At 68.2% G+C, this 23,476-nt stretch carries 27 protein-coding genes; 16 read left to right on the top strand and 11 right to left on the bottom strand.

All coding sequences use genetic code 11. The features are described from left to right. The first annotated feature begins 4 nt into the window (after positions 1-4). The 4 genes from A5767_RS14840 (at position 5) to A5767_RS14825 (ending at position 2,814) form a co-directional block, all read left to right on the top strand. Positions 5-763, top strand: a complete 759-nt coding sequence (locus tag A5767_RS14840) for an arsenate reductase/protein-tyrosine-phosphatase family protein (protein ID WP_024102393.1) — start codon at positions 5-7, stop codon at positions 761-763. Positions 764-776: 13 nt separating this feature from the next. Then, complete coding sequence (locus A5767_RS14835; RefSeq protein ID WP_006553114.1) at positions 777-1,163, top strand: VOC family protein; 387 nt, start codon at positions 777-779, stop codon at positions 1,161-1,163. A gap of 42 nt (positions 1,164-1,205) precedes the next feature. Continuing rightward, positions 1,206-1,388 carry a hypothetical protein gene (locus A5767_RS14830; RefSeq protein ID WP_006553115.1) on the top strand — a complete coding sequence of 61 codons (183 nt, stop codon included), beginning with the start codon at positions 1,206-1,208 and terminating at the stop codon, positions 1,386-1,388. 79 nt (positions 1,389-1,467) lie between these two features. Beyond that, a complete protein-coding gene (locus A5767_RS14825) occupies positions 1,468-2,814 on the top strand; it encodes a phosphotransferase family protein (protein WP_064852592.1) in 1,347 nt (448 codons plus the stop codon). A gap of 4 nt (positions 2,815-2,818) precedes the next feature. Here the strand turns inward: A5767_RS14825 and A5767_RS14820 are convergent, their stop codons facing one another. Genes A5767_RS14820 through A5767_RS14810 form a run of 3 tightly spaced genes read right to left on the bottom strand, consistent with a single transcriptional unit; the run spans position 2,819 to position 5,300 of the window. Next, positions 2,819-4,435 carry a solute symporter family protein gene (locus A5767_RS14820; protein ID WP_016692584.1) on the bottom strand — a complete coding sequence of 539 codons (1,617 nt, stop codon included), beginning with the start codon at positions 4,433-4,435 and terminating at the stop codon, positions 2,819-2,821. Next, complete coding sequence (locus tag A5767_RS14815) at positions 4,432-4,806, bottom strand: DUF485 domain-containing protein (RefSeq protein ID WP_006553118.1); 375 nt, start codon at positions 4,804-4,806, stop codon at positions 4,432-4,434. Before A5767_RS14815 ends, A5767_RS14820 begins: the two co-directional genes overlap by 4 nt. Continuing rightward, positions 4,803-5,300 (bottom strand): nuclear transport factor 2 family protein, encoded by a 498-nt coding sequence (locus tag A5767_RS14810; protein ID WP_006553119.1) that lies wholly within the window; start codon positions 5,298-5,300, stop codon positions 4,803-4,805. Before A5767_RS14810 ends, A5767_RS14815 begins: the two co-directional genes overlap by 4 nt. A gap of 125 nt (positions 5,301-5,425) precedes the next feature. On the opposite strand from A5767_RS14810, the gene A5767_RS14805 reads away from it, so the two are divergent. The 5 genes from A5767_RS14805 (at position 5,426) to A5767_RS14785 (ending at position 10,611) form a co-directional block, all read left to right on the top strand. After that, positions 5,426-6,025 carry a TetR family transcriptional regulator gene (locus A5767_RS14805; RefSeq protein ID WP_064852591.1) on the top strand — a complete coding sequence of 200 codons (600 nt, stop codon included), beginning with the start codon at positions 5,426-5,428 and terminating at the stop codon, positions 6,023-6,025. An 86-nt stretch (positions 6,026-6,111) separates the two neighbouring features. Next, positions 6,112-7,308 (top strand): acyl-CoA dehydrogenase family protein, encoded by a 1,197-nt coding sequence (locus A5767_RS14800; protein WP_064852590.1) that lies wholly within the window; start codon positions 6,112-6,114, stop codon positions 7,306-7,308. Further along, complete coding sequence (locus A5767_RS14795) at positions 7,305-8,045, top strand: hypothetical protein (protein ID WP_064852589.1); 741 nt, start codon at positions 7,305-7,307, stop codon at positions 8,043-8,045. The genes A5767_RS14800 and A5767_RS14795 overlap by 4 nt, the downstream gene beginning before the upstream one ends. Then, positions 8,042-8,917 carry an alpha/beta fold hydrolase gene (locus A5767_RS14790; RefSeq protein ID WP_024102387.1) on the top strand — a complete coding sequence of 292 codons (876 nt, stop codon included), beginning with the start codon at positions 8,042-8,044 and terminating at the stop codon, positions 8,915-8,917. The genes A5767_RS14795 and A5767_RS14790 overlap by 4 nt, the downstream gene beginning before the upstream one ends. Beyond that, positions 8,914-10,611 carry an AMP-binding protein gene (locus tag A5767_RS14785; protein WP_033097484.1) on the top strand — a complete coding sequence of 566 codons (1,698 nt, stop codon included), beginning with the start codon at positions 8,914-8,916 and terminating at the stop codon, positions 10,609-10,611. Before A5767_RS14790 ends, A5767_RS14785 begins: the two co-directional genes overlap by 4 nt. A 38-nt stretch (positions 10,612-10,649) precedes the next feature. Here A5767_RS14785 and A5767_RS14780 read toward each other — a convergent pair whose 3' ends face one another. Both A5767_RS14780 and A5767_RS14775 read right to left on the bottom strand, forming a co-directional pair. Further along, positions 10,650-11,948 (bottom strand): MFS transporter, encoded by a 1,299-nt coding sequence (locus A5767_RS14780; protein ID WP_019288841.1) that lies wholly within the window; start codon positions 11,946-11,948, stop codon positions 10,650-10,652. Between the two features lie 75 nt (positions 11,949-12,023). Continuing rightward, entirely contained in the window at positions 12,024-12,353 is a 330-nt protein-coding gene (locus tag A5767_RS14775; RefSeq protein WP_006553126.1) for a GYD domain-containing protein, read from the bottom strand. A 127-nt stretch (positions 12,354-12,480) separates the two neighbouring features. Here A5767_RS14775 and A5767_RS14770 point away from each other — a divergent pair, with 127 nt between their 5' ends. Continuing rightward, positions 12,481-12,888, top strand: a complete 408-nt coding sequence (locus A5767_RS14770) for a TIGR03618 family F420-dependent PPOX class oxidoreductase (RefSeq protein ID WP_006553127.1) — start codon at positions 12,481-12,483, stop codon at positions 12,886-12,888. A gap of 25 nt (positions 12,889-12,913) precedes the next feature. On the opposite strand, the gene A5767_RS14765 is transcribed toward A5767_RS14770, so the two are convergent. Continuing rightward, entirely contained in the window at positions 12,914-13,495 is a 582-nt protein-coding gene (locus tag A5767_RS14765) for an HdeD family acid-resistance protein (RefSeq protein ID WP_064852588.1), read from the bottom strand. Positions 13,496-13,593: 98 nt separating this feature from the next. On the opposite strand from A5767_RS14765, the gene A5767_RS14760 reads away from it, so the two are divergent. Both A5767_RS14760 and A5767_RS14755 read left to right on the top strand, forming a co-directional pair. After that, positions 13,594-14,406, top strand: coding sequence for a DUF72 domain-containing protein (locus A5767_RS14760; protein ID WP_064852587.1), 813 nt, complete (start codon positions 13,594-13,596; stop codon positions 14,404-14,406). Then, on the top strand, positions 14,403-14,918 hold the full coding sequence (locus tag A5767_RS14755; protein WP_082937707.1) for a hypothetical protein: 516 nt from the start codon (positions 14,403-14,405) through the stop codon (positions 14,916-14,918). The genes A5767_RS14760 and A5767_RS14755 overlap by 4 nt, the downstream gene beginning before the upstream one ends. Before the next feature lie 13 nt (positions 14,919-14,931). Here the strand turns inward: A5767_RS14755 and A5767_RS14750 are convergent, their stop codons facing one another. Further along, the gene (locus A5767_RS14750; protein ID WP_006553131.1) at positions 14,932-15,444 is read right to left on the bottom strand and encodes a MarR family winged helix-turn-helix transcriptional regulator; all 513 of its coding nucleotides are present in this window, start codon (positions 15,442-15,444) and stop codon (positions 14,932-14,934) included. A gap of 70 nt (positions 15,445-15,514) precedes the next feature. On the opposite strand from A5767_RS14750, the gene A5767_RS14745 reads away from it, so the two are divergent. After that, positions 15,515-16,927 (top strand): FUSC family protein, encoded by a 1,413-nt coding sequence (locus A5767_RS14745; protein WP_064852586.1) that lies wholly within the window; start codon positions 15,515-15,517, stop codon positions 16,925-16,927. 63 nt (positions 16,928-16,990) lie between these two features. Here A5767_RS14745 and A5767_RS14740 read toward each other — a convergent pair whose 3' ends face one another. Both A5767_RS14740 and A5767_RS14735 read right to left on the bottom strand, forming a co-directional pair. Further along, positions 16,991-17,389, bottom strand: coding sequence for a histone-like nucleoid-structuring protein Lsr2 (locus A5767_RS14740; protein ID WP_006553133.1), 399 nt, complete (start codon positions 17,387-17,389; stop codon positions 16,991-16,993). 37 nt (positions 17,390-17,426) lie between these two features. Beyond that, positions 17,427-18,503 carry a nucleoside hydrolase gene (locus A5767_RS14735; RefSeq protein ID WP_006553134.1) on the bottom strand — a complete coding sequence of 359 codons (1,077 nt, stop codon included), beginning with the start codon at positions 18,501-18,503 and terminating at the stop codon, positions 17,427-17,429. 59 nt (positions 18,504-18,562) lie between these two features. On the opposite strand from A5767_RS14735, the gene A5767_RS14730 reads away from it, so the two are divergent. Then, positions 18,563-19,369: an acyl-CoA thioesterase domain-containing protein gene (locus A5767_RS14730; RefSeq protein ID WP_006553135.1), complete on the top strand. Its 807-nt coding sequence runs from the start codon at positions 18,563-18,565 to the stop codon at positions 19,367-19,369. A 19-nt stretch (positions 19,370-19,388) separates the two neighbouring features. Further along, positions 19,389-20,039 (top strand): cyclase family protein, encoded by a 651-nt coding sequence (locus tag A5767_RS14725; RefSeq protein WP_064852585.1) that lies wholly within the window; start codon positions 19,389-19,391, stop codon positions 20,037-20,039. 49 nt (positions 20,040-20,088) lie between these two features. Here A5767_RS14725 and A5767_RS14720 read toward each other — a convergent pair whose 3' ends face one another. Then, on the bottom strand, positions 20,089-20,760 hold the full coding sequence (locus tag A5767_RS14720; RefSeq protein WP_064852584.1) for a FadR/GntR family transcriptional regulator: 672 nt from the start codon (positions 20,758-20,760) through the stop codon (positions 20,089-20,091). A 187-nt stretch (positions 20,761-20,947) separates the two neighbouring features. Here A5767_RS14720 and A5767_RS14715 point away from each other — a divergent pair, with 187 nt between their 5' ends. Next, on the top strand, positions 20,948-22,732 hold the full coding sequence (locus A5767_RS14715) for a 2-isopropylmalate synthase (RefSeq protein ID WP_064852583.1): 1,785 nt from the start codon (positions 20,948-20,950) through the stop codon (positions 22,730-22,732). Here A5767_RS14715 and A5767_RS14710 read toward each other — a convergent pair. Continuing rightward, the gene (locus A5767_RS14710; protein WP_006553139.1) at positions 22,701-23,432 is read right to left on the bottom strand and encodes a M50 family metallopeptidase; all 732 of its coding nucleotides are present in this window, start codon (positions 23,430-23,432) and stop codon (positions 22,701-22,703) included. The two genes, A5767_RS14715 and A5767_RS14710, sit on opposite strands and share 32 nt — an antisense overlap. Positions 23,433-23,476: the final 44 nt, after the last annotated feature.

Below are 23,476 nucleotides of genomic sequence, written 5' to 3'. Positions count from 1 at the left end.
GGTGATGAAGTCGGTGCGTCAACCTGTCCCGGCCTTCGTGCAGTTGGCCGCCCACCCGGTGCGGTGGCAGCTGCTCGCGGCGCTGTCCGGCGGCGACTATCGGGTCCGGGAGATGGTGTCACTGGTCGGGGAGCCGCAGAACCTCGTCTCCTATCACCTCCGCCTGCTCCGCGACGGCGGGCTGGTGCGGGTTTCCCGCAGCAGCTTCGACGGCCGCGACAGCTACTACCACCTCGACCTCGACCGGTGCACCGAGATGCTGGCCGGCGTAGGTGCCGCACTGCATCCGGGGTTGGGGTGCAACCGCCCGCCTGTGACGTTCACATCCGAGACGCCCTCACCGGTGCTGTTCGTGTGCACAGGCAACAGTGCGCGCTCCGCAATCGCGGAAGCTCTGCTCCGGCAGCGCACCGGCGGGACCGTCGACACGACCAGCGCAGGCACCTGCCCGAAACGGAACATGCACCCGAACACGGTGCGGGTGCTGCGAGAAGAATTCGGGATCGACATCGCCGACCGACATCCCCGCCACCTCGACAGCCTCGCCGGCCGCCGGTTCGGCACGGTGATCACCTTGTGCGACAAGGCCCGCGAGGTATGCCCCGAATTCGACGGCGAGACTCGCCGGATCCACTGGAGTATCCCCGACCCGGCGGCGGCCGGCGGTGCCGACGAAGAGACCTATCCGGCCTTCCGTGTCATCGCGGCCGAGATCGACACCCGCATCCGATATCTGTGCGAGACCCATGCCGTCACAACATGACCAGGAGCAACCGATGACCACTACCGACGAATACGTCAGCGTCCGATACCTCGTCGACGACGTGCCCGCGGCCGTCGCCTTCTACACCCGTTATCTCGGCTTCACCGTGCTCACCCACCCCGCGCCCGCTTTCGCCGATGTGATCAGGGGTTCGCTGCGGCTGCTGCTGTCCGGGCCGGCGAGTTCCGGGGCCCGCGCCACCCCCGAGGAGTTCGTCGGTCCGGGCCGTAACCGGATCCACCTCGTCGTCGACGACCTCGACGCCGAGATCGCTCGCCTGCGTGGTGCCGGCATAGAACTCCGAAGCGATGTGGTGACCGGTCCGGGCGGTCGTCAGATCCTGCTCGCCGACCCCGCCGGCAATCCGATCGAACTGTTCCAGCCGGCGGCCGACAGATGACCGACCCCGAAGCGCCGACCCGCGATGGGTAATGATGGAGGCATGCTGGAAACACCCGTCGTCATCGGTATCGGATCCATCTGCGTGGGGTTCGTCTTCTTCATGCTCGCCGCGACGGGGACGCGATCACGCTGGGACAAGAAGATCACGATCACGCTGTTCGCGCTCGCCATCGTCTTCATGACGATCATCCCGGTGATCGGCGCGGTGGGGTTCGCGGCCTGACCCTCCACGGCCGAAGTACTCGCACACCGCGGATCACCGTGGAAGTATCCACCGCAGGAAACCGAACAGGGAGGTCGCGGTGGGTGGCGTCAGCGGTGAATTGAAAGACGAACTGACGAAGCGTCTTTCGTCGGTACTCGACGGCAGTTGGACGCTGCGGCGCATCGAACGGCTCACCGGTGGTGCGAGCCGCGAGACCTGGGCGATCACCGCGGTGTCGGCCACCGGCGACACCCGGGAGTTGATCCTGCGCCGCGACCCGCCAGGACGCGAGGACGCACGCAGGATCGCAATGGAAGCGGCGTCCTTCGACGAGGCCGCCCGCATCGGCGTGCCCGTGCCCGACGTGATCGACCGCAGCGGCGACGAACCGCACCCCGGGATCGGCGCCTACCTCGTGATGTCGAAGGTGCCCGGCGAGGCACTGCCGCAGAAGTTGTTGCGCGACGAGAATCTGGCCGAGGTCCGCGCCGCACTGCCCTACGAACTCGGACGCATCCTCGCCCGGATCCACCGCATGGACATCGAGGCCGTACCGAACCTGCCCGAACACGACCCGCTGACCTCCCTGTTCGACGAGTACCTCACCAACGGCAACCCCGTGCCGACGCTCGAGGCCGCGTTCGCGTGGCTCCTCCGCAACCGTCCACCGGCGACCGGGAAAGCGTTCGTGCACGGCGACTTCCGCAACGGGAACCTCCTCGTCGACGCGGAGGGCGTGCGCGGGGTGCTCGATTGGGAACTGGCGCACGTCGGTGACCCGATGGAGGACCTCGGGTGGCTGTGCACCCGGACCTGGCGTTTCGGTTCGCCGCATCCGGTGGGCGGATTCGGTTCCCGCGACGACCTGTTCCGCGGGTACGCCGACGAATCGGGCGAGAGTCCCGACCCCGAGGTCCTCCACTGGTGGGAGGTCTACGGCTCGCTGCGGTGGGCGGTGATCTGCCGGATGCAGGCCGCCGCAGCGGCGACGGGAGGCGACAACACCCTCGAACTGCTCGCCATCGGCCGGCGCGTCGCCGAGTGCGAACACGACCTGCTGGACCTGCTCGACGTCCCTCCCCCCGACGAGACGGAGACTCCGCCCGCCACCCCACAGTTCCTGGGAGCACCGCCCGTCGAGGAGCTGCTCGGGGCAGTGCGCGAGTTCGTCCTGGAGGTCGGGGCGGGCGCCGATGCGAAGACCCGCTACCGCAGCCGGGTGGCGGCGCACGTTCTCGGCATCGCCGCACGGGAGGCCCTCTTCGCCCCGGCGGTGCGGGAGACCTATCGGGTGCGGCTCGCCGGGCTCGGCTACCGCTCCGAAGCCGAACTCGCCCTCGGTGTGCGTGCAGGACGAGATCACCTCGACGACCCGCAGGTCGCCGAGGTGGTCAGGGGGTTGGCCGCGAACCGGCTGAAGGTCGCGAACCCGAAATATCGCTGACGGATCAGTGCGTGGCGGCGACCTCCGCGCCGATGCCGGTCTCCGCGCGCACCAGCATCTCCGCGAACTTCTCGTCCTCGAGGCGGCCTCGTCCCCGACGCTTCTCGCCGACGATCGATCCGATCACGCACGCGGCAATGCCGAGCGGCATGGTGACGATCACCGGGAGCTGGATGGTCAGGGGAGCGGGGCCGCTGCCCATCCACAGGGCCTCGGTGAACATCAGGCTCACGACCGTCGAGACGAGACCGGTGAGCACACCCCAGACCGCGCCGGTGGCGTTGAAGCGCCGCCAGTTCAGGCTCAGCACGAGAGCGGGCAGATGCGCACTGCCGGCCACCATGAACGCCATGCCCATGAAGAAGGTGATGTTGGTGTCGTCGCCGATGAGCATGGCCAGGCCGATGGCGAGGACGCTGAAGGACACGGCCCCGTACCGGGCGATGCGGGCCTGGGCCTGGTCCTCCCGGGCCTGCTCGTCCGCGTCGAGATTCTCGATCGGTTCCTTCCGCGTGACCGCCGGCCACACGTCGCGGGCGAAGGTGCCGGCCGCGGAGATCACGACACCGGCGACCACTGCGACGATGGACGCGAAGGCGACCGCGGCGACGAGTGCGAGCGCGATGGACCCACCGACCGTGCCGGCTCCGCCACCGAGTTCGGTGACGAGGACGGGTGCCGCAAGGTTGCCACCGGGCCCGACGAGATCGGTGCCGTTCGGTCCGAGCACGGCCGCGGCGCCGAAGCCCATCACGATGACGATCAGATAGAACAGGCTGCACAGCGCGACGGTCCAGCCGAGCGAGCGACGTGCCGTCGTGGCCTCGGGGACGGTGAAGAACCGGATGAGGATGTGCGCCATTCCGGCGGTGCCCAGGGCGAACGCGAGCGCGTAGGAGACGAGGTTGATCGCGCTGGTCTGGCCGAAGATCAGGCCGGGGGACAGGATCGCGTCGCCCGCGACGGCGTTGTCGGTTGCGGCGTCGAGGACCTTCGGGAATGCGAACCCGAACTGCGCCAGGATGCCGAAGCACACGATGATCGCGAGCACCGACAGGATCGTCGACTTGATGACCTGCACCCAGGTGGTGGCGAGCATGCCCCCCACGAAGACGTAGATGCCCATGAGCGATCCGGCGACCACCACCGACAGCCAGAACGGGATGCCCGAGACGGATTCGAGGAGCACACCCGCGGCGACGAGCTGGGCGAGCAGCACGAAGGTGCCGGTGGCGATCGTGCTCAGCGCGACCGCGACCCGCACGTTCCGCGAGTCGGTGCGGAAGACGAGGACGTCGGCGAGGGTGTACTTGCCGAGATTGCGCATCTTCTCCGCGAGGAGGAACAGCACCGGCAGGAACGAGATGACGGACGTGAACAGGATGACGGTGCCGTCGACGCCCTTGGAGAAGATCAGACCGGTGGTGCCGAGGAAGCTGCCGGCGGAGATGAATTCGCCCGCGATGGCGAATCCGTTCTGCCAACTCGAGATCGAGCGACCTGCGGCGAAGAATCCGTCGGCGCTCTTCGCGCGCCGGGATGCAGCGAAGGTCACCCATAGGGTCAGGGAGATGACGGCGCTGCAGATCGCGATGGCGAGATAATCGGCGTCACCGGTCATGATGCGACCTCCTCGGATGCGGGACGGTTCCGTTCGACGGCCACCACGGCGTCGTCGACGGCGGGGCCGATGTAGGTGCGGGAGAGACGGAAGTACGCCCAGACCAGCACCCAGGTTCCGGCGAACTGGGAGAACACCACCCACAGCGACAGCGGGATGCCGAGGACGACGGTGGCGCCGAGTTGGTCGGGGAACCCGATGAAGGCGACGAGGAAGGACGTGAACAGCACGACGGTAATGCCACCGAGCGTGTTGGTCACGCGGGCGCGTCGGCGACGCAACTCGGCGATCTCGGGAAGACGGAGCATCCGCGTCCAGACGAGCTCGTCCTCCGGGGACGAGGTGGGGACGCCGTTCACGGTGTCGGTCATGCCCGCACCGCCGCGCCGCGGGCGCTGTCGAGCGCGAAGAGGTTCTCGTCCCACCCGGCCTCGAGCGGTCCGAAGAAGTGGAAACGCACCTGCTTGACCTTGTAGAGCCAGCGGCCGTCGACCTTGACGACCTCGTCGTTGTAGCGACCGGCCGCGATCGCGGGGGTGCCGTCGGTGACGCACGGCTGCCACAGGAACGAGCGCACGGTGGCGCGGTCACCGTCGAGGTCGATCTCGAGGTTCGTGATGAAGTGCCAGAAGGAGGTCAGGCCGCCGTCGGCGAGTCCCGCGAAGAAGGTGCGCATCTCCTCCTTTCCTTGCGGGTGGGACAGGCCGTCGAACTCGCCGTCATCGGTGAACAGCTCCATGAGCGCGTCCCAGTTGCCGTCGTCGAGGTGGCGGCAGTACTGCGCATCGAGCTTCCGGATCGCCTCGAGGTCTTCGAGGTGGGTGATGCGGTCGAGCAGGGACGGTCCGGGATGGGGACTGGACACGGCAGATCCTCCGTTGTGCGTTTTATTAACGTCCGTTCATGTGAGCTGGACCATAACAAGCGTGCGCATGCCCGTCAACGGGAAGGTTCTTGCTGGTCGGCGCGATGTGTGCCTACTGTGCAGGGATGAACAGCCGGTCGAACGGAGCGTCCTCGTCCATTCGGGAACGGATTCTCGAGACCGCGCTCGACGAGTTCTACGAGTGCGGATTCCACGGGGCGACGATGCGCAATATCGCCAACGCCGCAGGTTGCAGCGCTGCCAACGTCTACAACCACTTCGAGAACAAGTCGGAACTGCTCGTGGAAATTCTCCGCCGCGCGAGTGACGAGCAGTTCACGGCGACCCGCAACGCGCTGCGCAAGGTCGGTGACGATCCGGCCGAGCGGTGGCGCGCGGCGGTCGCGGCCCACGCGCTGTACACCGCGCGGAATCCGCGGGCCTGCCTGGTGGCGAATTCGGAACTGCGGTATCTCGGCCCGCTCGACCGCAAGCGCGTGGTGGGCTCACGCGACGCGCAGGAACAACTCTTCGTCGATATCGCGGAAGACGGTGTGGAGCAGGGACTTTTCACGATCAAACGAGTGCATCAAGGGGTCACCGCGGTGCTGACGATGTGCGCCGGCATCCCCCTCTGGTTCCGGGAGAGCGGACCCCTCTCGGCACAGGAGGTCGCCGACGATTTCGCCGGATACGCGCTCAATCTGGTCGGATATTCGCGCTGAACCGTTGACGGGTCATGGGTGCCGTGCTGTACTGGGTGAACAAGCGTTAATGACCTACTCCGGTCCATCGAAGGAGTGCACCTCCCATGACCCACCGCCCCTCGCAGCCGCGCACCGATTCCCCGCGCTATCTCACCGAGGAACGCCTCGCGATCCGCGACCTCGCCCGCGACTTCGCGATGACGAAGGTGCTGCCCGTCGCCAACGAACTCGACCCGGTCCAGGGCGCCATCCCCGACTCCCTCAAGAAGGAGATGGCCGAGATCGGCTTCTTCGGGATCATGATCCCCGAGGAACACGGCGGCCTCGGGCTCGGCGTCTTCGAGTACTGCCTCGTGGCCGAGGAACTGTCGCGGGCATGGATGAGCGTGTCGGGTCTGCTCGCCCGCGGCAACGGCATGGGCGGCGGCTTCACCCCCGAGCAGGAGGCGGCACTGCTGCCCAAGGTCGCCCGCGGTGAATACCTCGGCGCGTACGCCCTGTCGGAGGCCGAGGCCGGATCCGACGTCGCGAACATCTCGTGCCGCGCCGTGCGCGACGGTGACGAGTGGGTCGTCAACGGCACCAAGATGTGGTGCACCTATGCCGACGAGGCCGATTACCTCGTGCTCTTCGCCCGCACCGATCCGAACAAGGACCCGGCCAAGCCGCACCGCGGGATCAGCGCCTTCCTCGTCGAGAAGGAACGCGGCGTCTTCCCCGAGGGCATCTCGGGCACCAAGGTCCGCAAGATCGGCTACTTCGGGTGGAGCACCTGGGAGTTGTCGTTCGACAACTTCCGCATCCCGGCCGACAAGATGCTCGGTGAGGAGGGCAAGGGCTTCTATCTCGCCGTCTCCGGTCTCGAGGTGGGGCGCGCCCATACCGCCGCCCGCGCGATCGGTCTCGCCCGCGCCGCGCTCGAGGATTCGATCGAGTACGTGCACACCCGCCGCCAGTTCGGCTGTCCCATCGGTGATTTCCAGCATCTGAGGTTCAAGATCGCGAAGATGGCCGCCGACATCGAGGCCGCGCGTCAGCTGATGTACTCGGTCGCCACCGACATCGACACCGGCCGGCGGTGCTCGCTCGAGGCGTCGATGTGCAAGCTCGTCGCCACCGAGATGGCCGAGCAGGTCACCAGTGAGGCCGTGCAGATCCACGGCGGCGCCGGCTACACCACCGACTTCCAGGTCGAACGCCATTGGCGCGACGCGCGTCTGACGAAGATCTTCGAAGGCACCAGCGAGATCCAGATGCGCATCATCTCCGACGAACTCCTGGGAAGGCCCGAGCAGGCATGAGCGCACACACCGTCACCCGCCCGCTCACCGTCGGGGACCGCACCTCCTCGGAACCCCGCACCGTGGCCGATGTCCTGACCGGCTCCGGTGCGGTGGCACCGCCGAACTCACCCGTCCTCGGTGCCCTGGCCGTCGCCTCGCTCGTCTCGCCCGTTCCCGGTGGCGTCCCGACCGTATTCGACTGGAACGCACACGATCCGGTCTCCGTCTCGGACGTCGTGTCCGCGGACACCGTGATCACCCGCGTATCCGGACGGACCGCGCGCCGCTACATCCGGCTCGTGGACCGGGCCGGCGCGGTGCGTGAATCCGGCACCGAGACATGGACCTTCGACGACGAACAGCCGACGGTTCCCGAACTGGACTTCTGCGCACCGGCCTGGGGAGCGTTGCTCGCCGAGAGCCTCGCGGAAGACCGGGAATTCACTTCGTCGCTGTCCACCTGGGACGGCACCATCGGATTGCGCAGCGGCGAGATCGAACTGCACCTGCGCATCTACAAGGGGCGCATCGTCGACGTCACCCGGCGCACCCCGCACGGCGCGACGTTCACCTTCGTCGCACCCGACCACGCCTGGGCCGATCTCGTCCTGTCCGAGGAGAACGACTTCATGCGCCGCGCCATCCGCGGCGAATTCTCCTCCACCGGAGACGGATACGAATACCTGCGCCTGACCAAGCCGCTCAACACGATCATCGGGCACGCCCGTGCCCTCGCCCGAAAGGCCCGCTCATGATCGAGGCCCGCTACCTGGAGATCGGCGGAGCGCTCGGCTTCGTCGAGATCGTCACTCCCGACGCACGATCCGGCAACGCGCTCGACGCGACCGACCTGCCCACCGTCCTGTGTATCCACACTGCGGGCCAGAGCGGCGTGCAGTGGCGCCACGCGGCCCGGGATCTCGCCGACCGCGGCTACCGGGTGGTCGTCCCCGACCTGCCCGGCCACGGACGTTCCGAACCGGCACCCGGCGGCCCCGTCACGAGCCTGATCACCTACGGCGACTGGTTGTGCGAGGTGCTCGACGCGCTCGGGATCGACCGGCCGTTCGTCATGGGCTGCTCGATCGGGGGCAAGCTCACACTCGAACTCGCGACCCGCCCGGACCGTCCGCTGTCCGGGGCCGTGGCGATGGAAGCCGAGCCCGGCCCGGGCCGCGTCAACGTCACCGGTCTGCGCCGCGAACTCGAGGACGTCGCCGGACCGTCGCGCTCCGAGCGCACCTATCTGGGAACTCTTGCATCCGTGGGACGTTCGGTTCCGGAGGTGAAGGCGCACACGATCGCGCTCATGCACAAGCGGGAGGACCCGGAGATCTCGTCGTCCGACCTCATCGGCTGGGGAACCCACGACGTGCGCGACCGCCTCGACCGGGTGACCGCACCGATCCACCTCGTCGCCGGCGTCGACGACCCGTGGATCGACCCCGACGCCGTGGCCCGGGCAGCGGACACCATCAACGACGCACTTCCCGGACGCGCCCGCTTCACGGCACTGGCCGGTATCGGGCACTATCCGATGGAGGAGATCGACGACTTCGCCGCGCTCGCCGACACCTGGATCGGTGAACTGCGCCGGGTCGCTGTTCCCGAGGAGGCAGCGCTGTGACCACCACCCGCACCGACACCCTGCCCGCACTGCTCGACGGGCTCGTCGCCGCGAATCCGGATGCCCCGATCGCCTACGACATCGTCGACGACGTGGCGGTGGCCCGCAGCCGCGGAGAGTTCCGCGACCGGGTCGAGGCCGTGCGCAGCGAACTCGACGGCATCGGCCTGCGCGCCGGCCAGTGCATCGCGGTGATGTTGCCGAACTGGTCCGACGCACTCGTGTGGCAGTTCGCGGCCTCCGCGCTCGGTGCCCACGTCATCGGTGTCAACACCCGCTACAACACCCGTGAGGTCGCGCACATACTCACCGCCGCACGACCTGCCGTCGTGTCCGTGCCGGCCGCCTTCCACGGACTCGACCTGTTCGGTCGGCTCACCGAGGCCGCGGCGTCCGTGCCCGATGTGGCCACCCCGGTGGTTGCGGTGGTGCCCGGACCGGCGAACCCCTCGGCGTCCCCGGCCGACTTCGATCTCGGTGGAGGCGCGTGGACGGCCGGCAGCGGCGACACGCGTGGCGCGAGCGCTCCCGAGACCCCCGACACCGCGACACTCACCCCGGCCGGGATCGACGACGATCCCGAGGATCGGATCGCGGTGGCGTTCACGACATCCGGTTCCACGGGCGTGCCCAAGCTGGCCGCACATCGCGGCAACGCGGTCGTCCGTCACGGACGCGCCGACGCCGCGATCATGAAGGTCGCCGAGGGCGACGTGGCGCTGTGCGTGCTCCCGGTCTCGGGTGTCTTCGGTTTCAGTACCGCGATGGCGGCGCTCGCCGGTGGGGGAGCGCTGCTCATGGAGACGGTCTTCGATCCGGATGCGGTTCTGCGCCGGATGCGGGAGGTCGGGGTCACGCACGCGGTGGGCGCCGACGACCTGTTCGGCCGTCTCTACGACGCCTGGCACGACGGCGAACGCGTCGATCTGTCGTCATTGCGCTGGGTCGGCATCGCCGACTTCCTCGGCCGCTCCCACGAGATCGCCCGATGGCTGCGCGACGAATTCGGCACCCACACCTCCGGTGTGTTCGGTTCGTCCGAGGTCTTCGCCCTCGCGATGCTGTGGAACGCCGACGATCCGGAATCGGTGCGTTGGAACGGCGGCGGACGCGCGGTCGACACGGCGATCGAACTGCGGGTCGCCGATCCCTACGACGATCGGGTCCTCCCGGCCGGCGAACAGGGCGAACTGCAGTTCCGCGGCCCGAACGTCGTCGACGCCTATCTCGGCAACCCCGACGCCGCCGCGCGCGCGTTCACGGCCGACGGTTGGTTCCGCAGCGGCGACCTCGCCGTCGACCTCGGCGACGGGGGTTTCCGTTACGTCTGCCGGATGGGCGACGTCCTGCGCCTGCGCGGCTTCCTCGTCGACCCCGCCGAGATCGAGACGCGTCTGGCGGAGCATCCCGGCGTGGCCACGGCCAAGGTCGTCGGCATCACCGGCGACGGCGGCTACACGGAGGCGATCGGTTTCGTCGTCCCCACCGACGACGCACCCGCGGACACGACGTCGGTGACCCTTCGGGCCTGGTGCCGCGAGACCCTCGCCGCCTTCAAGGTGCCCACGGCGATCCATGTCATCGAACGGATGCCCACCACGGTCGGGGGCAACGGCTCGAAGATCCGCGCCGTGGAACTGCGCGAGTGGGCCCGCGAGTGGGCCGGAAGCGAACGCGACTTCCGAGCCGGATAGCGTCCTGCGTCGTCACGATCCGCACGCGGTCGCGTCGCTCAGTTGCGGCCCATCGGTGCGGTCGTGGCGACGCGGCCCCTGGTGAGAATCGACAGCGACGCGGCGACCGCGCACAGGGACGCTCCGGCCCACCACGCGTAGGTGTAGGTGCCGAGGTTGTCGCGGATGACCCCGGCTCCGAAAGCGGCCGCCGCGGCACCGATCTGGTGGGAGGCGAACACCCAGCCGAACACGATGGTTCCGCGGTCGCCGAAGATCCGGCGGCACAGCATCGCAGTCGGCGGCACGGTGGCGACCCAGTCCAGGCCGTAGACCACGACGAACAGGATCATGCTGGGGTGCACGGACTCCTGCAGCAACCAGGGCAGCAGGAGCAGACCCACGCCGCGGAAGGTGTAGTAGAAGGCCAGCAGCTTGCGGGGGTCGAACTTGTCGGTCAGCCATCCGGAGGCGATGGTGCCGACGATGTCGAAGATCCCCACGGCGGCCATGAGGCTCGCCGCGGTGGTCGTGGGCATGCCGTGGTCGTGGGCCGACGGGATGAAGTGGATGCCGACGAGTCCGTTGGTGGTGGCTCCGCAGATGGCGAAGGCGATCGCGAGGGCCCAGAACGCCCGGTGACGCACCGCGAAGACCAGCCCTTCGAGAGCGCGGCCGACGGCACCACCGGTCGCCCGCGCCGGCGCGATGTAGGTCTCGGGGTCGGCCCCGTAGGGCAGGACGCCGCGCTCGTCGGGATGATCGCGGATCACCGCCCACACCAGCGGGACGACGACGAGCGCCGCCGCGGCGATCACGAGGGAGGCCTGCCGCCACCCGACGTTCTCCGCGAGCGCGGCCACGGGAGGGAGGATCACCAGCTGGCCGGTCGCGGAACCGGCCGTGAGGATGCCCATCACCAGGCCGCGCCGCTCGACGAACCACCGGTCGGCGATGGTCGCCGCCAGGACCAGGGCCATCGACCCCGTGCCGGTACCGATGAGCAGTCCCCAGAACACGAGCAACTGCCACGAGGCGGTCATGGCGACGCTGCCACCGGCGCCGAGGGCCACCAGGAACAGCGCCGACGAGATCACCCGGCGCATGCCGAACCGGTCCATCAGGGCGGCGGCGAACGGTGCGACGAGTCCGAACAGGACGAGGTTGATGCTGACCGCGAGCGACATGACGCTCGTCGACCAGCCGAACTCGTCGTGCAGCGGCACCATGAGCGCGCCGGGTGCCGCCCGGAAGCCGGCGGCGCCGAACAACGCGAGGAAGGCCACCGCGGCGACCCACCATGCCGGGTGGATGCGGGCCGGTCGGTGGTCACTGCGCTGGGCCGGGCGCACGCTCATCACGAATTCACTTTCTTCGAGAAAGCAACAGGATGAGCAGACGATACCCAGCAGTGCGTCGCGGGAGGCGAGCGGTCAGCCGTCCTGGCTCCCCGGCGTCCGGTAACTCGCGTCGCGGCGCGCGGCCTCGTCGACCTGTTCGGGGGTGAGCAGGGCGATCGGCGTGGAGCGCGCGGCGCCGGAGGCGATGGTGCGGAGTTCGAGTGTCGCGGCCGCGATCTCGTCGGGCACCTCGCCGAGCACGTACAGATCGTGACCACCGAGCGCGAAGTGCACCGAATCGACCGTCCCGCCCACACTTTCGACCATCCGGACGATGGCGTCGCGCCGGGACGTACCGCCGTCCGTGAGCAACCCGCGTGCGCCGTCCGCGGTGTAGTTCACCTGCCAGAGATATCGCGGCATGATCGTCTCCTTTCGAGGATCCCGACCTCCATGGTCGGTCCTCCCCTCGTCACCCGGGACGGTTTCGCCGGGAATCGCGGCCTAGTCTCGATATCGAGATCCATCCACCGCATCGAAAGGGAGTGCCGTGCCGAAACGACCCGTGCCCGGGGCCGTCGCAGAATTCCTCACCCAGCCCAACTACGCCACGATCAGCTCTCTGCGCCCGGACGGTCATCCGGTGTCCGTTCCGACCTGGTACGTCTACGAGGACGGCCGCATCCTCGTCAACATGGACTCCACCCGTAAGCGCCTCGACTACCTGCGGAACGACCCGCGGGTGAGCCTGTCGGCGATGGATCCGCAGGACTGGATCACGCACGTGAGCCTCCAGGGGCGGGTCGTCGAATTCACCGACGATCCGTCCCTGGAGGACATCGACCGGATCGCTCGCCACTACACGGGCAAGCCGTACCACGCGCGCGACGGCAAGCGCGTCAACGCGTGGATCGAGATCGACCGCTGGCACGCGTGGGGTCGCCTGCGCAACGCCTGAGATCGATCGGGGAAAAGGCCGGTGGTCAGATGACGCCGGCCTTCTTCGCCGTACTGCGTGCCTGGAACGCCAGGATGACGAGCAGCACGCCGAACAGGATCGCGTAGATGCCGAGCAGGACGATCAGGCTCAGGATGCCCTCGCCGGGGAAGATCAGCAGCACGATGCCGAACAGGACGGCGACGACGCCGGCGAGCACCGACCACACCCATCCGGACTCGGGGACCTTCCGGAAACGGATGCCGCCGACGATGCCGGTGATGCCGAACAGGATGGCGTAGAACGCGATCACGTACAGCAGTGCGAGTGCGGTGATGCCGGGCCAGAACAGTGCGACGAGGCCGGCGAGGACGGAGACGACGCCCATGGCGAGCCACCAGCCCCAGCCCTCGGGCTTGTCACGGACCGACTGGACGACCAGTACGATGCCGTCGATGATCGCGTAGGCCGCGAAGACGACCACCAGCGCCCACACGGTGATGCCGGGCCAGACGAGTGCGACGACACCGAAGAGGACCGCGAGGATGCCGCGCAGCAGCACCACCCACCAGATCTGCTTCAGTAATGATCGGAACGGATCGTTGGAAGAAACCGAGCTCGTGGACATGACGGCTCCTGGCGTGTGATGTGATCTTGTAGCCCAGAGGATAAGCGCGATCGTGCTGCTTCGCGCGCCGAATCGAAGCCGAGGTTACGCTCGGAAACGTGGCCGGGGCGAGGATCGGGATATCGGGATGGCGCTATCCGGGCTGGCGCGGAGACTTCTATCCGGAAGGACTCGTCCAACGCCGGGAACTCGAATACGCCGCCCAGCGGTTCGGATCGATCGAGATCAACGGCTCGTTCTATTCGCTGCAGCGCCCGAGCAGCTATCTCGCGTGGCGGGACGCCGCACCCGACGACTTCGTCTACGCTGTCAAGGGCGGGCGGTTCGTCACCCACATGAAACGGCTCGCGGGCGTCGACGACGCCCTCGCCAATTTCTTCGCCTCCGGTGTGCTCGCGCTCGGCCCGAAACTCGGTCCGGTGCTGTGGCAGCTCCCGCCGACCCTCGGTTTCGAGGAGGACAGGTTCGCGGACTTCTTCACCCGGTTGCCCCGCACGACGATGGCCGCCGGCGAACTCGCCCGCCGGCACACCGGCAAACTCGCCGACGATCGGGTGTGGGTGGAGGTGGACGCCGAGCGTCCGCTGCGGCACGCCGTCGAGGTGCGGCATCCCGACCTCGCGAGCCCGCAGGCCGTGGAGTTGCTGCGCGCGCACGACATCGGGCTCGTCGTCGCCGACACGGCCGGAAAGTTCCCGTTCCTCACCGACGTCACGAGCGATTTCGTCTACGTGCGGATGCACGGCGACAAGGAGCTGTATGCGAGCGGGTACACCCCCGACGTTCTCGACGTGTGGGCCGAGCGGATCCGCGGATGGCTGGGCGACGGCCGGGACGTCTACGTGTACTTCGACAACGACATGAAAGGCTGTGCACCGCACGACGCGCTCGCGTTGCAGGAACGCCTGTGACCGGGCGTCCGGAGGAAGGACAGGAGATCGCTGTGTGGCCCGACCACTGGCCGAGAACGCCGCGGGAGATCGCGGCGGCCACCGCCGATGCGCTCGCCGCTGCCCGCAGCGAGTCGGCCGAGCCCTTCGACGAGGCGGTCGCGGTACTGGTCGACCTGCCCTACGAGCAGGTCACGGCCGTGCACGCGGGCATGGTCCGGGAGTTGCTCGAGGAACTGCATCCCGACGGTCTCGCCGGTGAGGACGTGCAGGCCGTGCTCGAACGCTCCGTCCGTTCCGGACTGCGATGGCTGCCATCGCTCGAACCCGAAGCCGTTATTGCTGTGCTCACGGGTGCGCTCGGAGTGTCCGATTCCGACGCCGAACGCCCGAAGATCCGTCCCGAGCAGTATCTGGCCGCGGGCCTGCTCGTCGTCGCCGATCTCGTCGCTGCACGCCGCGTGGCTCCCGAGGCGTATCTGCGCCGCGCCGTGAGCGAGATCGAACGGGCCGAGACGCAGGAGATGCCCTGACCTGTTCGGGGGATCAGGCCGGATAGTGGTTCTCGACGTTGCGGACGACCTTGCGCAACAGGTCGGACAGGACCTGAACCTCGTCGTCGTCGAGTCCGTCGAGCATCTGCCGCTCGCGTGCCAGGCGTCGCGGGAACTCCTTCTCGACGAGTGCGCGCCCGTCGTCGGTGAGGGTGAGGAGGACGACGCGGCCGTCGCGTTCGAGTCGTGTGCGTTCGACGAGACCGAGTTTGGCTAGTCGCTCGGTGTGCTTCGTCGTCGACGCACCGGAGATCCCCGTGATCGAGGTGACCTCGCTGGCGCGTAACGGGTGGTCGCTGCGGGCGAGCGCGCTGAGTACCTCGAACTCGCTGCGGCTGATGCCGCTCGGTTCGAGTTCCCGATCGAAGTAGGTGAGCGCGAGCGACCCGATGCGGGTGATGCGACCGATCACGTCGATGGGGCGCAGGTCGAGGCCGGGGTAGTGGGCGGTCCATCCGAGACGTACGCGATCGACGTAATCGGGCTGGGGCGTCTCGGAGGGCATGTGGCAAGTCTAACGGCAGCGGACGAACAATTTCATAGATATTTTACTAGTGAAACAATAGGGTGGACGGATGCTGGACCGCCGACTCGACGACCGCCCTCAGCTCCGTCACACCCGGAGAGCGCTCGCGCATCCGCTGTCGGCGAGCGCGTGGAAGGACGCCCTCGAAGTGCGGCGCGGCGATCCGACCGTGGCCGTGGCGCTGCGCGTGGGGTTCGCGACGATGCTCGCCCTCGTCGGCGGCGGTCTGCTCGGTTACGGACAAGTCGCCGGCTTCGCCGCCCTCGGCGCACTCACCAGTGCCTTCCTGCGATACGAACCGTATCCGCGTCTCGCCGTGCGCCTTCCGTGGGTCGGCCTCGGCATCGTCGGTTACACCGCCTTCGGGGCTGCGCTCGGCGCGATGGGCGCCCCGCTGTGGGTGCAGATCGTTGCGCTCTCGCTGGGCTCGGCCGTCGCGTACTGGGTGTTCACGGCCTTCTCGCTCATGGGCCCCGGCCCGGTGATCCTCATCTTCGCGGCCGCCGGCGCCGCCGGTTTCTCCGACGGATGGGGCGATGCGGGCCTGGTCACCGCCGCGGCGACCATCGGTGCGCTGCTCGGATATGTCATCGCGATGCTCCCCGCGCTCTCCCATCCCCACACGCCCGCTCGTCTGGCGGTCGCACGCGCCCTCGCGGCGGTCTCCGCCGTCGAGATCCGCGGTGCGGACGCCGTTCCCGCTGCGCGACAGAGCATCCGGAAGGCGCGCGAGACCGTCGCACTGAACGCCCCGCGACGTCCGGACGCCCATGTCCACGAACTGGCCGCACTGCTCGACGCGGCCGAGACGGTTCTCGACAGCGGGTCGCACGACACCTCCCGCGCACGTTGCGACGATTTCTCCCGATTCGAGAAGGAACTTCGGAAAGCGCGGCGCGACATCGAGATTCCGCGTGTCGATGCCGAGGGGCGGCCGGTGCTGCCCACGCCGCCCGGCTTCGTCCGCGCAGGATGCGGTCGTCTGCTCGACCGTCTCGTGCTGATCGGAGCGGCCCGGATCTTCGTGGCGTCGTTGCTCGCCGCGTCGTTCGCCGCATCGATCGGGCTCGACCATCCGTTGTGGGCTGCGATGGGTGCCATGGCGGCGCTGCAAGGATTGAACTACCGCAACACTGTTCAGCGCGGTATCCAGCGTCTGATCGGAAATGTCGGCGGCGCCATGATCGCTGCCGTGCTGCTCGCGCTCGACCTGGGCTACTGGCCGGTGGTCGCGGCCGCCGTGCTGTTCCAGACGCTCACCGAACTCACGGTGACCCGGAACTACGGGCTCGCCTCGGTCGGGGTGACGACGATGGCGTTGCTGCTCACCGGTCTCGGGCAGCACGCGGGTCCGGGCCTCGCCGTCAACCGGGTCGCCGACACCGTCATCGGCGTGGTCGTGGGCGTGATCGTCGCTGCGGTGACCATCCGACGCGACGACCGGCACCATCTCGTCGCGTGACGAGGCGGCACCGGTCGTCGGTGGCGTTCATGGCCTGCCGCGGGGGAGGCAGCCGGGTGATGCTCAGGAGTGTGCGGCTTCGAACCGCTCGAGGATGTGACGCGGGATCCGGCCGCGCGAGCTGACGTCGTAACCCTTGTTACGGGCCCAGTGCCGGATCGCGGCCAGTTGCTCCGGCGACCGGGTGGGCGGAATCGCCTTGTGAGTCCCCGCCGTCCGTGTGCGGGCCTTCGTTGCCGTCTGCTTCGGCGTGATGGTGCGGGTGCTCGAAGCGGGCTTCTCAGGTGCCTTCTCGTGCAACCACGGGCGGAGTACCGCCAGGAACTTGTCTGCGTTCGCCGGCCGCAGGTCGATTTCGTACTCGTCGTCGTCGACCGTGATGCGGAACGACTGCGCCAGGCCGTCCATGATCGGTTGGCCGTCGATATCGTCGAAATATTGGACGCGCACTTTCTGTGCCACGTTTATCTCCTTGTCCCCGAACTGTGCGCTGTCGACGCTAGTTCTTACTCGGGGGTAGGTTCAAGTCGCGAATGTACGATCCCACCCGCTCGACGAAATGATCGAAGAACTCTGCCGGACGGGTGCCCGCCACGATATCCGCGTTCGGCGTCCTCTGCCACATACCGGACAGATCGGCGACCGTCGTGCCCCGGGTGAGCCGTCCGTCGAGCTCGACGTCGACCGTCGCGGGCCGGGAGGTGTAGGGAACCGTGCCCAGCGCGACCGCCGCGGCGAACGGGTCGTGCACGTGCGCGAGGAAGCCCAGGCCCTGGTCACGGTGGAATTCCATGTAGAACCGCAGTGCATCGGAGATGTGGCGGACGAGAGGGACATCGGCCGTCGACCGCGTACCGCGCGGAGCGTCCGGGGACAGCTCCCCGGATCGGGGCACACCGACGACGTCCCCGATCTGCGCGACATGCTCGGGATGCATCTCGATCGACTCCGTGACATCGAGCGGGCACACGATCGGTCGCCGGTCCGGAGGGACGATCGAGAACGCGTCGAACACGACCTTGGCGGCCTCCGGATCCACCGCGACGTTCCATTCCGAGGTCGGCGTCGTATTACCGGGATGGTGGAAACACCCACCCATGATCACGAGGCGACGCAACCGCGACGGCAGTTCCGGGTCGATGCGCAGGGCGAGGGCGAGGTTGGTGAGCGGGCCGGTGACGAGCCCGGTGAGCTCTCCCGGATGCTCGCGGGTGAGATCGACCCACGCCTGCGCGGCCGATCGCGGCGACCGCGACTGCGACGCAGCGGGGAGTTCCGCATACCCGATCCCCTGTGGACCGTGCGTGTCCTCGGTGGTCATCAGTGGCGCGACCAGCGGAACCTGCGATCCGGCAGCCACTTCGATATCGGACCGACCGCACACCTCGAGCCACGACAGCGTGTTGGCGGTGACCTGGTCCACCGGCACGTTCCCCGCCGTGCACAGGGCGGCGACGATCTCGGCTTCCGGGCTCGCGACGAGATAGAGCAGGGCGAGAGCGTCGTCGATGCCGGTGTCGACGTCGACGATCAGGCGGGTACGGGCAGCCGGAACATCGGGTTCGTGTACATGCACGATCCCATCTTCGGGTATCCCGATGAACGCACCGCGGCCGGTGCTGGGAGAATTCCCGAATGCACGAGCGCAAGAACCGCGGTTTTTTCACCGAGGACGACGGTGTCTACCTGCCCACGAAGTATGCGACCAGCCCGTGGTCGGACACGATGCTCAACGGGCCGTGTGTGAGCGGTCTGGTGGCGCGTGAGCTCGAGATCCACCATGCCGTCGAGGGTTTCGTCCCGTCCCGGTTCACGCTCGATCTCTTCAGGCCGGTCCGCAACGAGCCGATCACCTTCACCACCACCCGGGTGCGCGACGGCAACCGCATCCGCGTCGCCGACGCGAACCTGATGCAGGGTGGAGAGGTGTCGGCGCGCGCGACGCTCACCTTCCTCCGCAAGTCGGCGCCGCCGCCCGGGTCGGTGTGGTTGCGCGGCGAGTCCCCGACGCCTCCTCCCGGTTCCCCGGAGACGCAGCCCGGGCCGCTCGAGTACTCGTCGTGGTACGGCAGCGACGGCCCGGGATGGACGCGGGTGCGGTCGGAACACCAGAACTCCGATCGCAAGCGCCTGTGGTCGCGGCAGCTGCCGATCATCGTCGGCGAGGAGCTGTCGCCGTTCGTCAACACCGCGACCGTCGGTGAGGGCACGTCGTTCGTGACCAACTGGTCGGACAAAGGTGTCGGCTACATCAATTCCGATGTCACCCTGGCACTGTCCCGTCTGCCGGAAGGACCGGAGGTCGGTATCGAGGCCGACAACCACATCAGCAGCGAGGGCATCGCGGTCGGCACGGCGGTGCTGTTCGACCGTCTCGGCGCGTTCGGCACCGGTGTGGTCACCGCGCTCGCGAATGCGCAGCGGCAGGTCGATTTCGGCTGACCCGAACAGGAGTGATGTCATGCGTGTTCGGCGGATCGTCGACCTGACCCACATCGTCTCCCCGGCCATCCAGGTCTATCCCGGGGATCCGGCACCGACGTTCACACCGCACGCCACCGTCGAGACCGACGGATTCGACCTGATGCGCATCGACATGGGATCGCAGACCGGCACCCACGTCGACGCGCCGCGACACGTGCGCAGCGGCAGCGCCGCGATCGACGCGGTACCGCCGGAGAACTTCGTGGGACGCGGAGTGGTGCTCGACGTGCGCGCCCGCGTCGGCGCCGGTGCGCTCGTCACCGCCGACATGTGGGGTGGGTCTGCGATCGGCTCCGGCGACATCGCGCTGGTCCTCACCGGCTGGTCGCGGTATTTCGGCACCGACCGCTATTTCGAGCATCCGGCCCTGAGCGTCGACGCGTGCCGGTGGTTGCTCGACCGCGGCGTCCGCACGGTCGGAATCGACGCGCCGAGCGTGGATCCCACGGGCGACGAGACGCTCGCAGCGCACCACGTGCTCGCCGACGCGGGGGCGATCATCTGCGAGAACCTGCGCAATCTCGACGCGATCGACTTCGCGGATCCGCTCGTGTCCTTGCTGCCGATCCCGTTCGCGGGCGTCGACGGGGCCCCGGTGAGGGCGGTCGCGATGCAGATCGAGAAGTGACCGTCCCGCACCCGGGAGGTCGAGAACCGTCCGCAGAGAACCGGCCCGGCTATCGGCCGAGTGCCGTCGTCAGCGAGGACAAGTGGTCGCGGGTGACGGCGGCGGCGGTCACCCCGTCACGGTCCGCGATGGCGTCGTAGATGCGTCGGTGGGTATCGTGGTCGGCGTCGTCCCCGTGGGTGCCGCGCGTGCGGAGCATTCCGATCATAGCGTGACGGTTACGGGGTGTGAAGCCGTCGAACAGGTCGAGAAGGATCGGGTTGTGTGCGGCGACCACGATGGTGCGGTGGAAGACGATGTCGGTGTCGACGTGTTCCTCGATGGCCGTGCGATGGGTTTCGCGTTCCCGCAGTGACTTCTTCAATGCCCGCAGTTCGGCGGGGGTGCGGCGCGCGGCGGCAAGGGCCGAGGCCTCGACCTCGACGGCGATGCGGGCCTCGATCACGGCGAGGATGTCGGCGCGCGCGACCGTGCGCGTCCAGTCCTCGGGTGCGTCGAGAGCGGTGACGAACACGCCGGCGCCCTGCCGGGTGGTCAGGATGCCGCGTCCGGCGAGCTGACGGATCGCTTCGCGGACGGTGGAGCGGCCGACGCCGAGCTGCGGAGCCAGCGTCGTCTCGCCGGGCAGCTTGGCGCCGAGCGGCCATTCTCCGGATCGGATGCGTTCGAGGAGCAGTTCGGCGGCCTGGTCGGCGAGAGGCTCGCGGCGGACGACGGTCATGGTTCCATCATCGCAGAGTCGCCTACTCCTCTACTTGTCCGAGGAGTTATGTTAGCCTTCGGGACATGCGCTCCTTCGCGTTCCTTCTCCTTCGCCGCCACGGCGGGGCCTAGCCGGACCGGCTCCCCGTCGTGGAGTCGAACACGCGCCGGTCCCTCGTAACGACGATCGACGAAGGACTTCTCCGATGAGCACCAGCACGTTCCCGCGAATCTTCACTCCTGCCGGTCCGGTTCCTGCCGACGCCCCCGTCTGGAACAGGCAGCGGCACTCCGCCATGCCCTCACATCGCTACCGCGATGTGTACTCTCGCGTGGAGGTTCCACTGGCGCAACGGAACTGGCCCACACAACGTCTGACCGCGGCCCCACTGTGGGTGCCGGTGGACCTGCGCGACGGTAACCAGGCACTGGCCGAACCGATGGATCCCGGCCGCAAACGCCGCTTCTTCGAGCTGATGGTCGCGATGGGATACAAGGAGATCGAGGTCGGTTATCCGTCCGCCTCGCAGACCGACTTCGACTTCGTGCGCCTGATCGTCGAGACCGACATCGCGCCGCCGGACGTCACCATCGTGGTGTTCACCCCGGCACGTCGCGACCTCATCGAGCGGACGGTGGAATCCGTCCGGGGTGTCCGCAACGAGGTCGTCGTCCACATGTACACCGCGACCGCTCCCACCTGGCGCGAGGTCGTCCTCGACCGCGACCGTCCCGCGCTGACGGAACTGATCGTCGCCGGTGGCCGCGACGTCCTGGAACTGGCCGGCGACCTGCCGAACGTGCGGTTCGAGTTCTCACCCGAGGTCTTCAACCTCACCGAACCCGACTACGCGCTCGAGGTGTGCGACGCGATCACCGAGTTGTGGGACGCGACCCCCGAACGGCCGGTGATCGTGAATCTTCCGGCCACCGTCGAGATCGCGACCCCGAACGTCTATGCCGACCAGATCGAGTACATGCACACCAACCTCGCGCGACGCGACGCGGTGATCCTGTCCGTGCACCCGCACAACGATCGCGGCACAGGTATCGCGTGCGCCGAACTCGCCGTCCTCGCCGGGGCGCAGCGGGTCGAAGGGTGCGTGTTCGGCAACGGGGAACGCACCGGCAACGTCGACATTGCGACACTCGCACTGAACCTCCACGCACAGGGCATCGATCCGATGATCGATTTCTCCGACATCGACGAGATCCGCCGCACCGTCGAATACTGCAATCGCATCGAGATCCACCCGAGGCACCCGTATGTCGGCGACCTGGTGCACACCGCCTTCAGCGGCACTCATCAGGACGCGATCAGGAAAGGGTTCGCCGAGCACCGGGCACGCGCCGTCGCCGAGGGCCGTCCCGAGTCCGAGATCGATTGGCGAGTACCATATCTGCCGATCGATCCCGCCGACATAGGACGTACCTACGACGCGGTGATCCGTGTCAATTCGCAATCCGGTAAGGGCGGGGTCGCCTACCTGCTCGAGAGCGAATACGGCATCGGAATTCCGCGTCGGCTCCAGATCGACTTCACTCGCCACGTGCAAGACCACACCGACACCAGCGGCGGGGAGGTCACTGCGACCGAACTGTGGGAGATCTTCGACACCGCATATCTCGCACGGCCGGACGTCCCGGGTGCACCGGTGCTGCGCGCCTTCGACGTGACCGACGCGGGCACCACGATCATGCTGGGTGTCGGCGGCACCGAACACCGCAGTGTCCACGAGGGCGTGGGTCCCGTCGAAGCATCGACCGACGCTCTCGCCCGTCTCGGCATCGATATCGAGGTGCTCGGCCTCCATCAGAGCAGCGTCGGCACCGACGCACTCACCCTGATCGAATTCCGCAGCGGCGACGACACACGGTGGGCAGCGGGGCGTCACCGCTCCGTGCTCACCGCGAGCCTGCACGCGGTCGTCCGTGCTGCCGCCTGCATCCCGAGGCCACTCAGGACAGCTGGGTCACCACGATCCGTGTGACGCCGTAGAAGGCGGTACCCGCCGTGACGATCGCGAACAGCGCGATCCATACGGCCGCCGGAACGCGGGTCAGTCCGCGCAACTGGTCGGCGTCCGAACCCCGGCCACGACCGCGCGAATGGGTGCGGGCGAGTTCGAGGACCGGGCGGGTCGCGCCGAGGAGCAAGACCCATGTGATCAGGTACGCCGCGGTGTACCGGACGATCGGGTCCCCGAGATAGGCGGCCGCACCGACGAGCGCACCCGCGATCACCACCGAGACGAATCCGTACAGATTGCGGATCAGCAGCAACAGGACGGCGAGCGCGGCGAGGATCGACCACAGCACCGCGGCGGGCCGATCCAGGGTCAGCAGCGTCGCCGCCGCGAATCCCAGCACGGCCGGACCGGTGTACCCGGCGAAGGTGGTCGCGACCATGCCGGGGCCTCGCGGGTTGCCGGACGACACCATCACCCCCGAGGTGTCGCTGTGCAGACGGATGCCCGACAGCTTTCGGCCCACGAGCGCCGCGACCAGCGCGTGCGACCCCTCGTGCGCCTGCGTGACGACATGGCGGGTCTTCAGCCACAGCGGCCGAACGGTGACGAGCACGAGTGCGACGATCGCCGTTCCGACGACGACCACCGTCGGAGCAGGCTGGTCGACGGTCGACACGGCCTGCCAGGCGGAGGACACGACCTCCGTGAACGAGGTGGACACAGATCACCTTCCTCCGGGCCGGGCGCCGAGACTTCCGGCCCGGC

Source organism: Rhodococcus sp. 852002-51564_SCH6189132-a (assembly GCF_001665495.1).
Lineage (GTDB): Bacteria > Actinomycetota > Actinomycetes > Mycobacteriales > Mycobacteriaceae > Rhodococcus > Rhodococcus pyridinivorans.
This window is presented reverse-complemented; position numbering and strand designations above follow the sequence as displayed.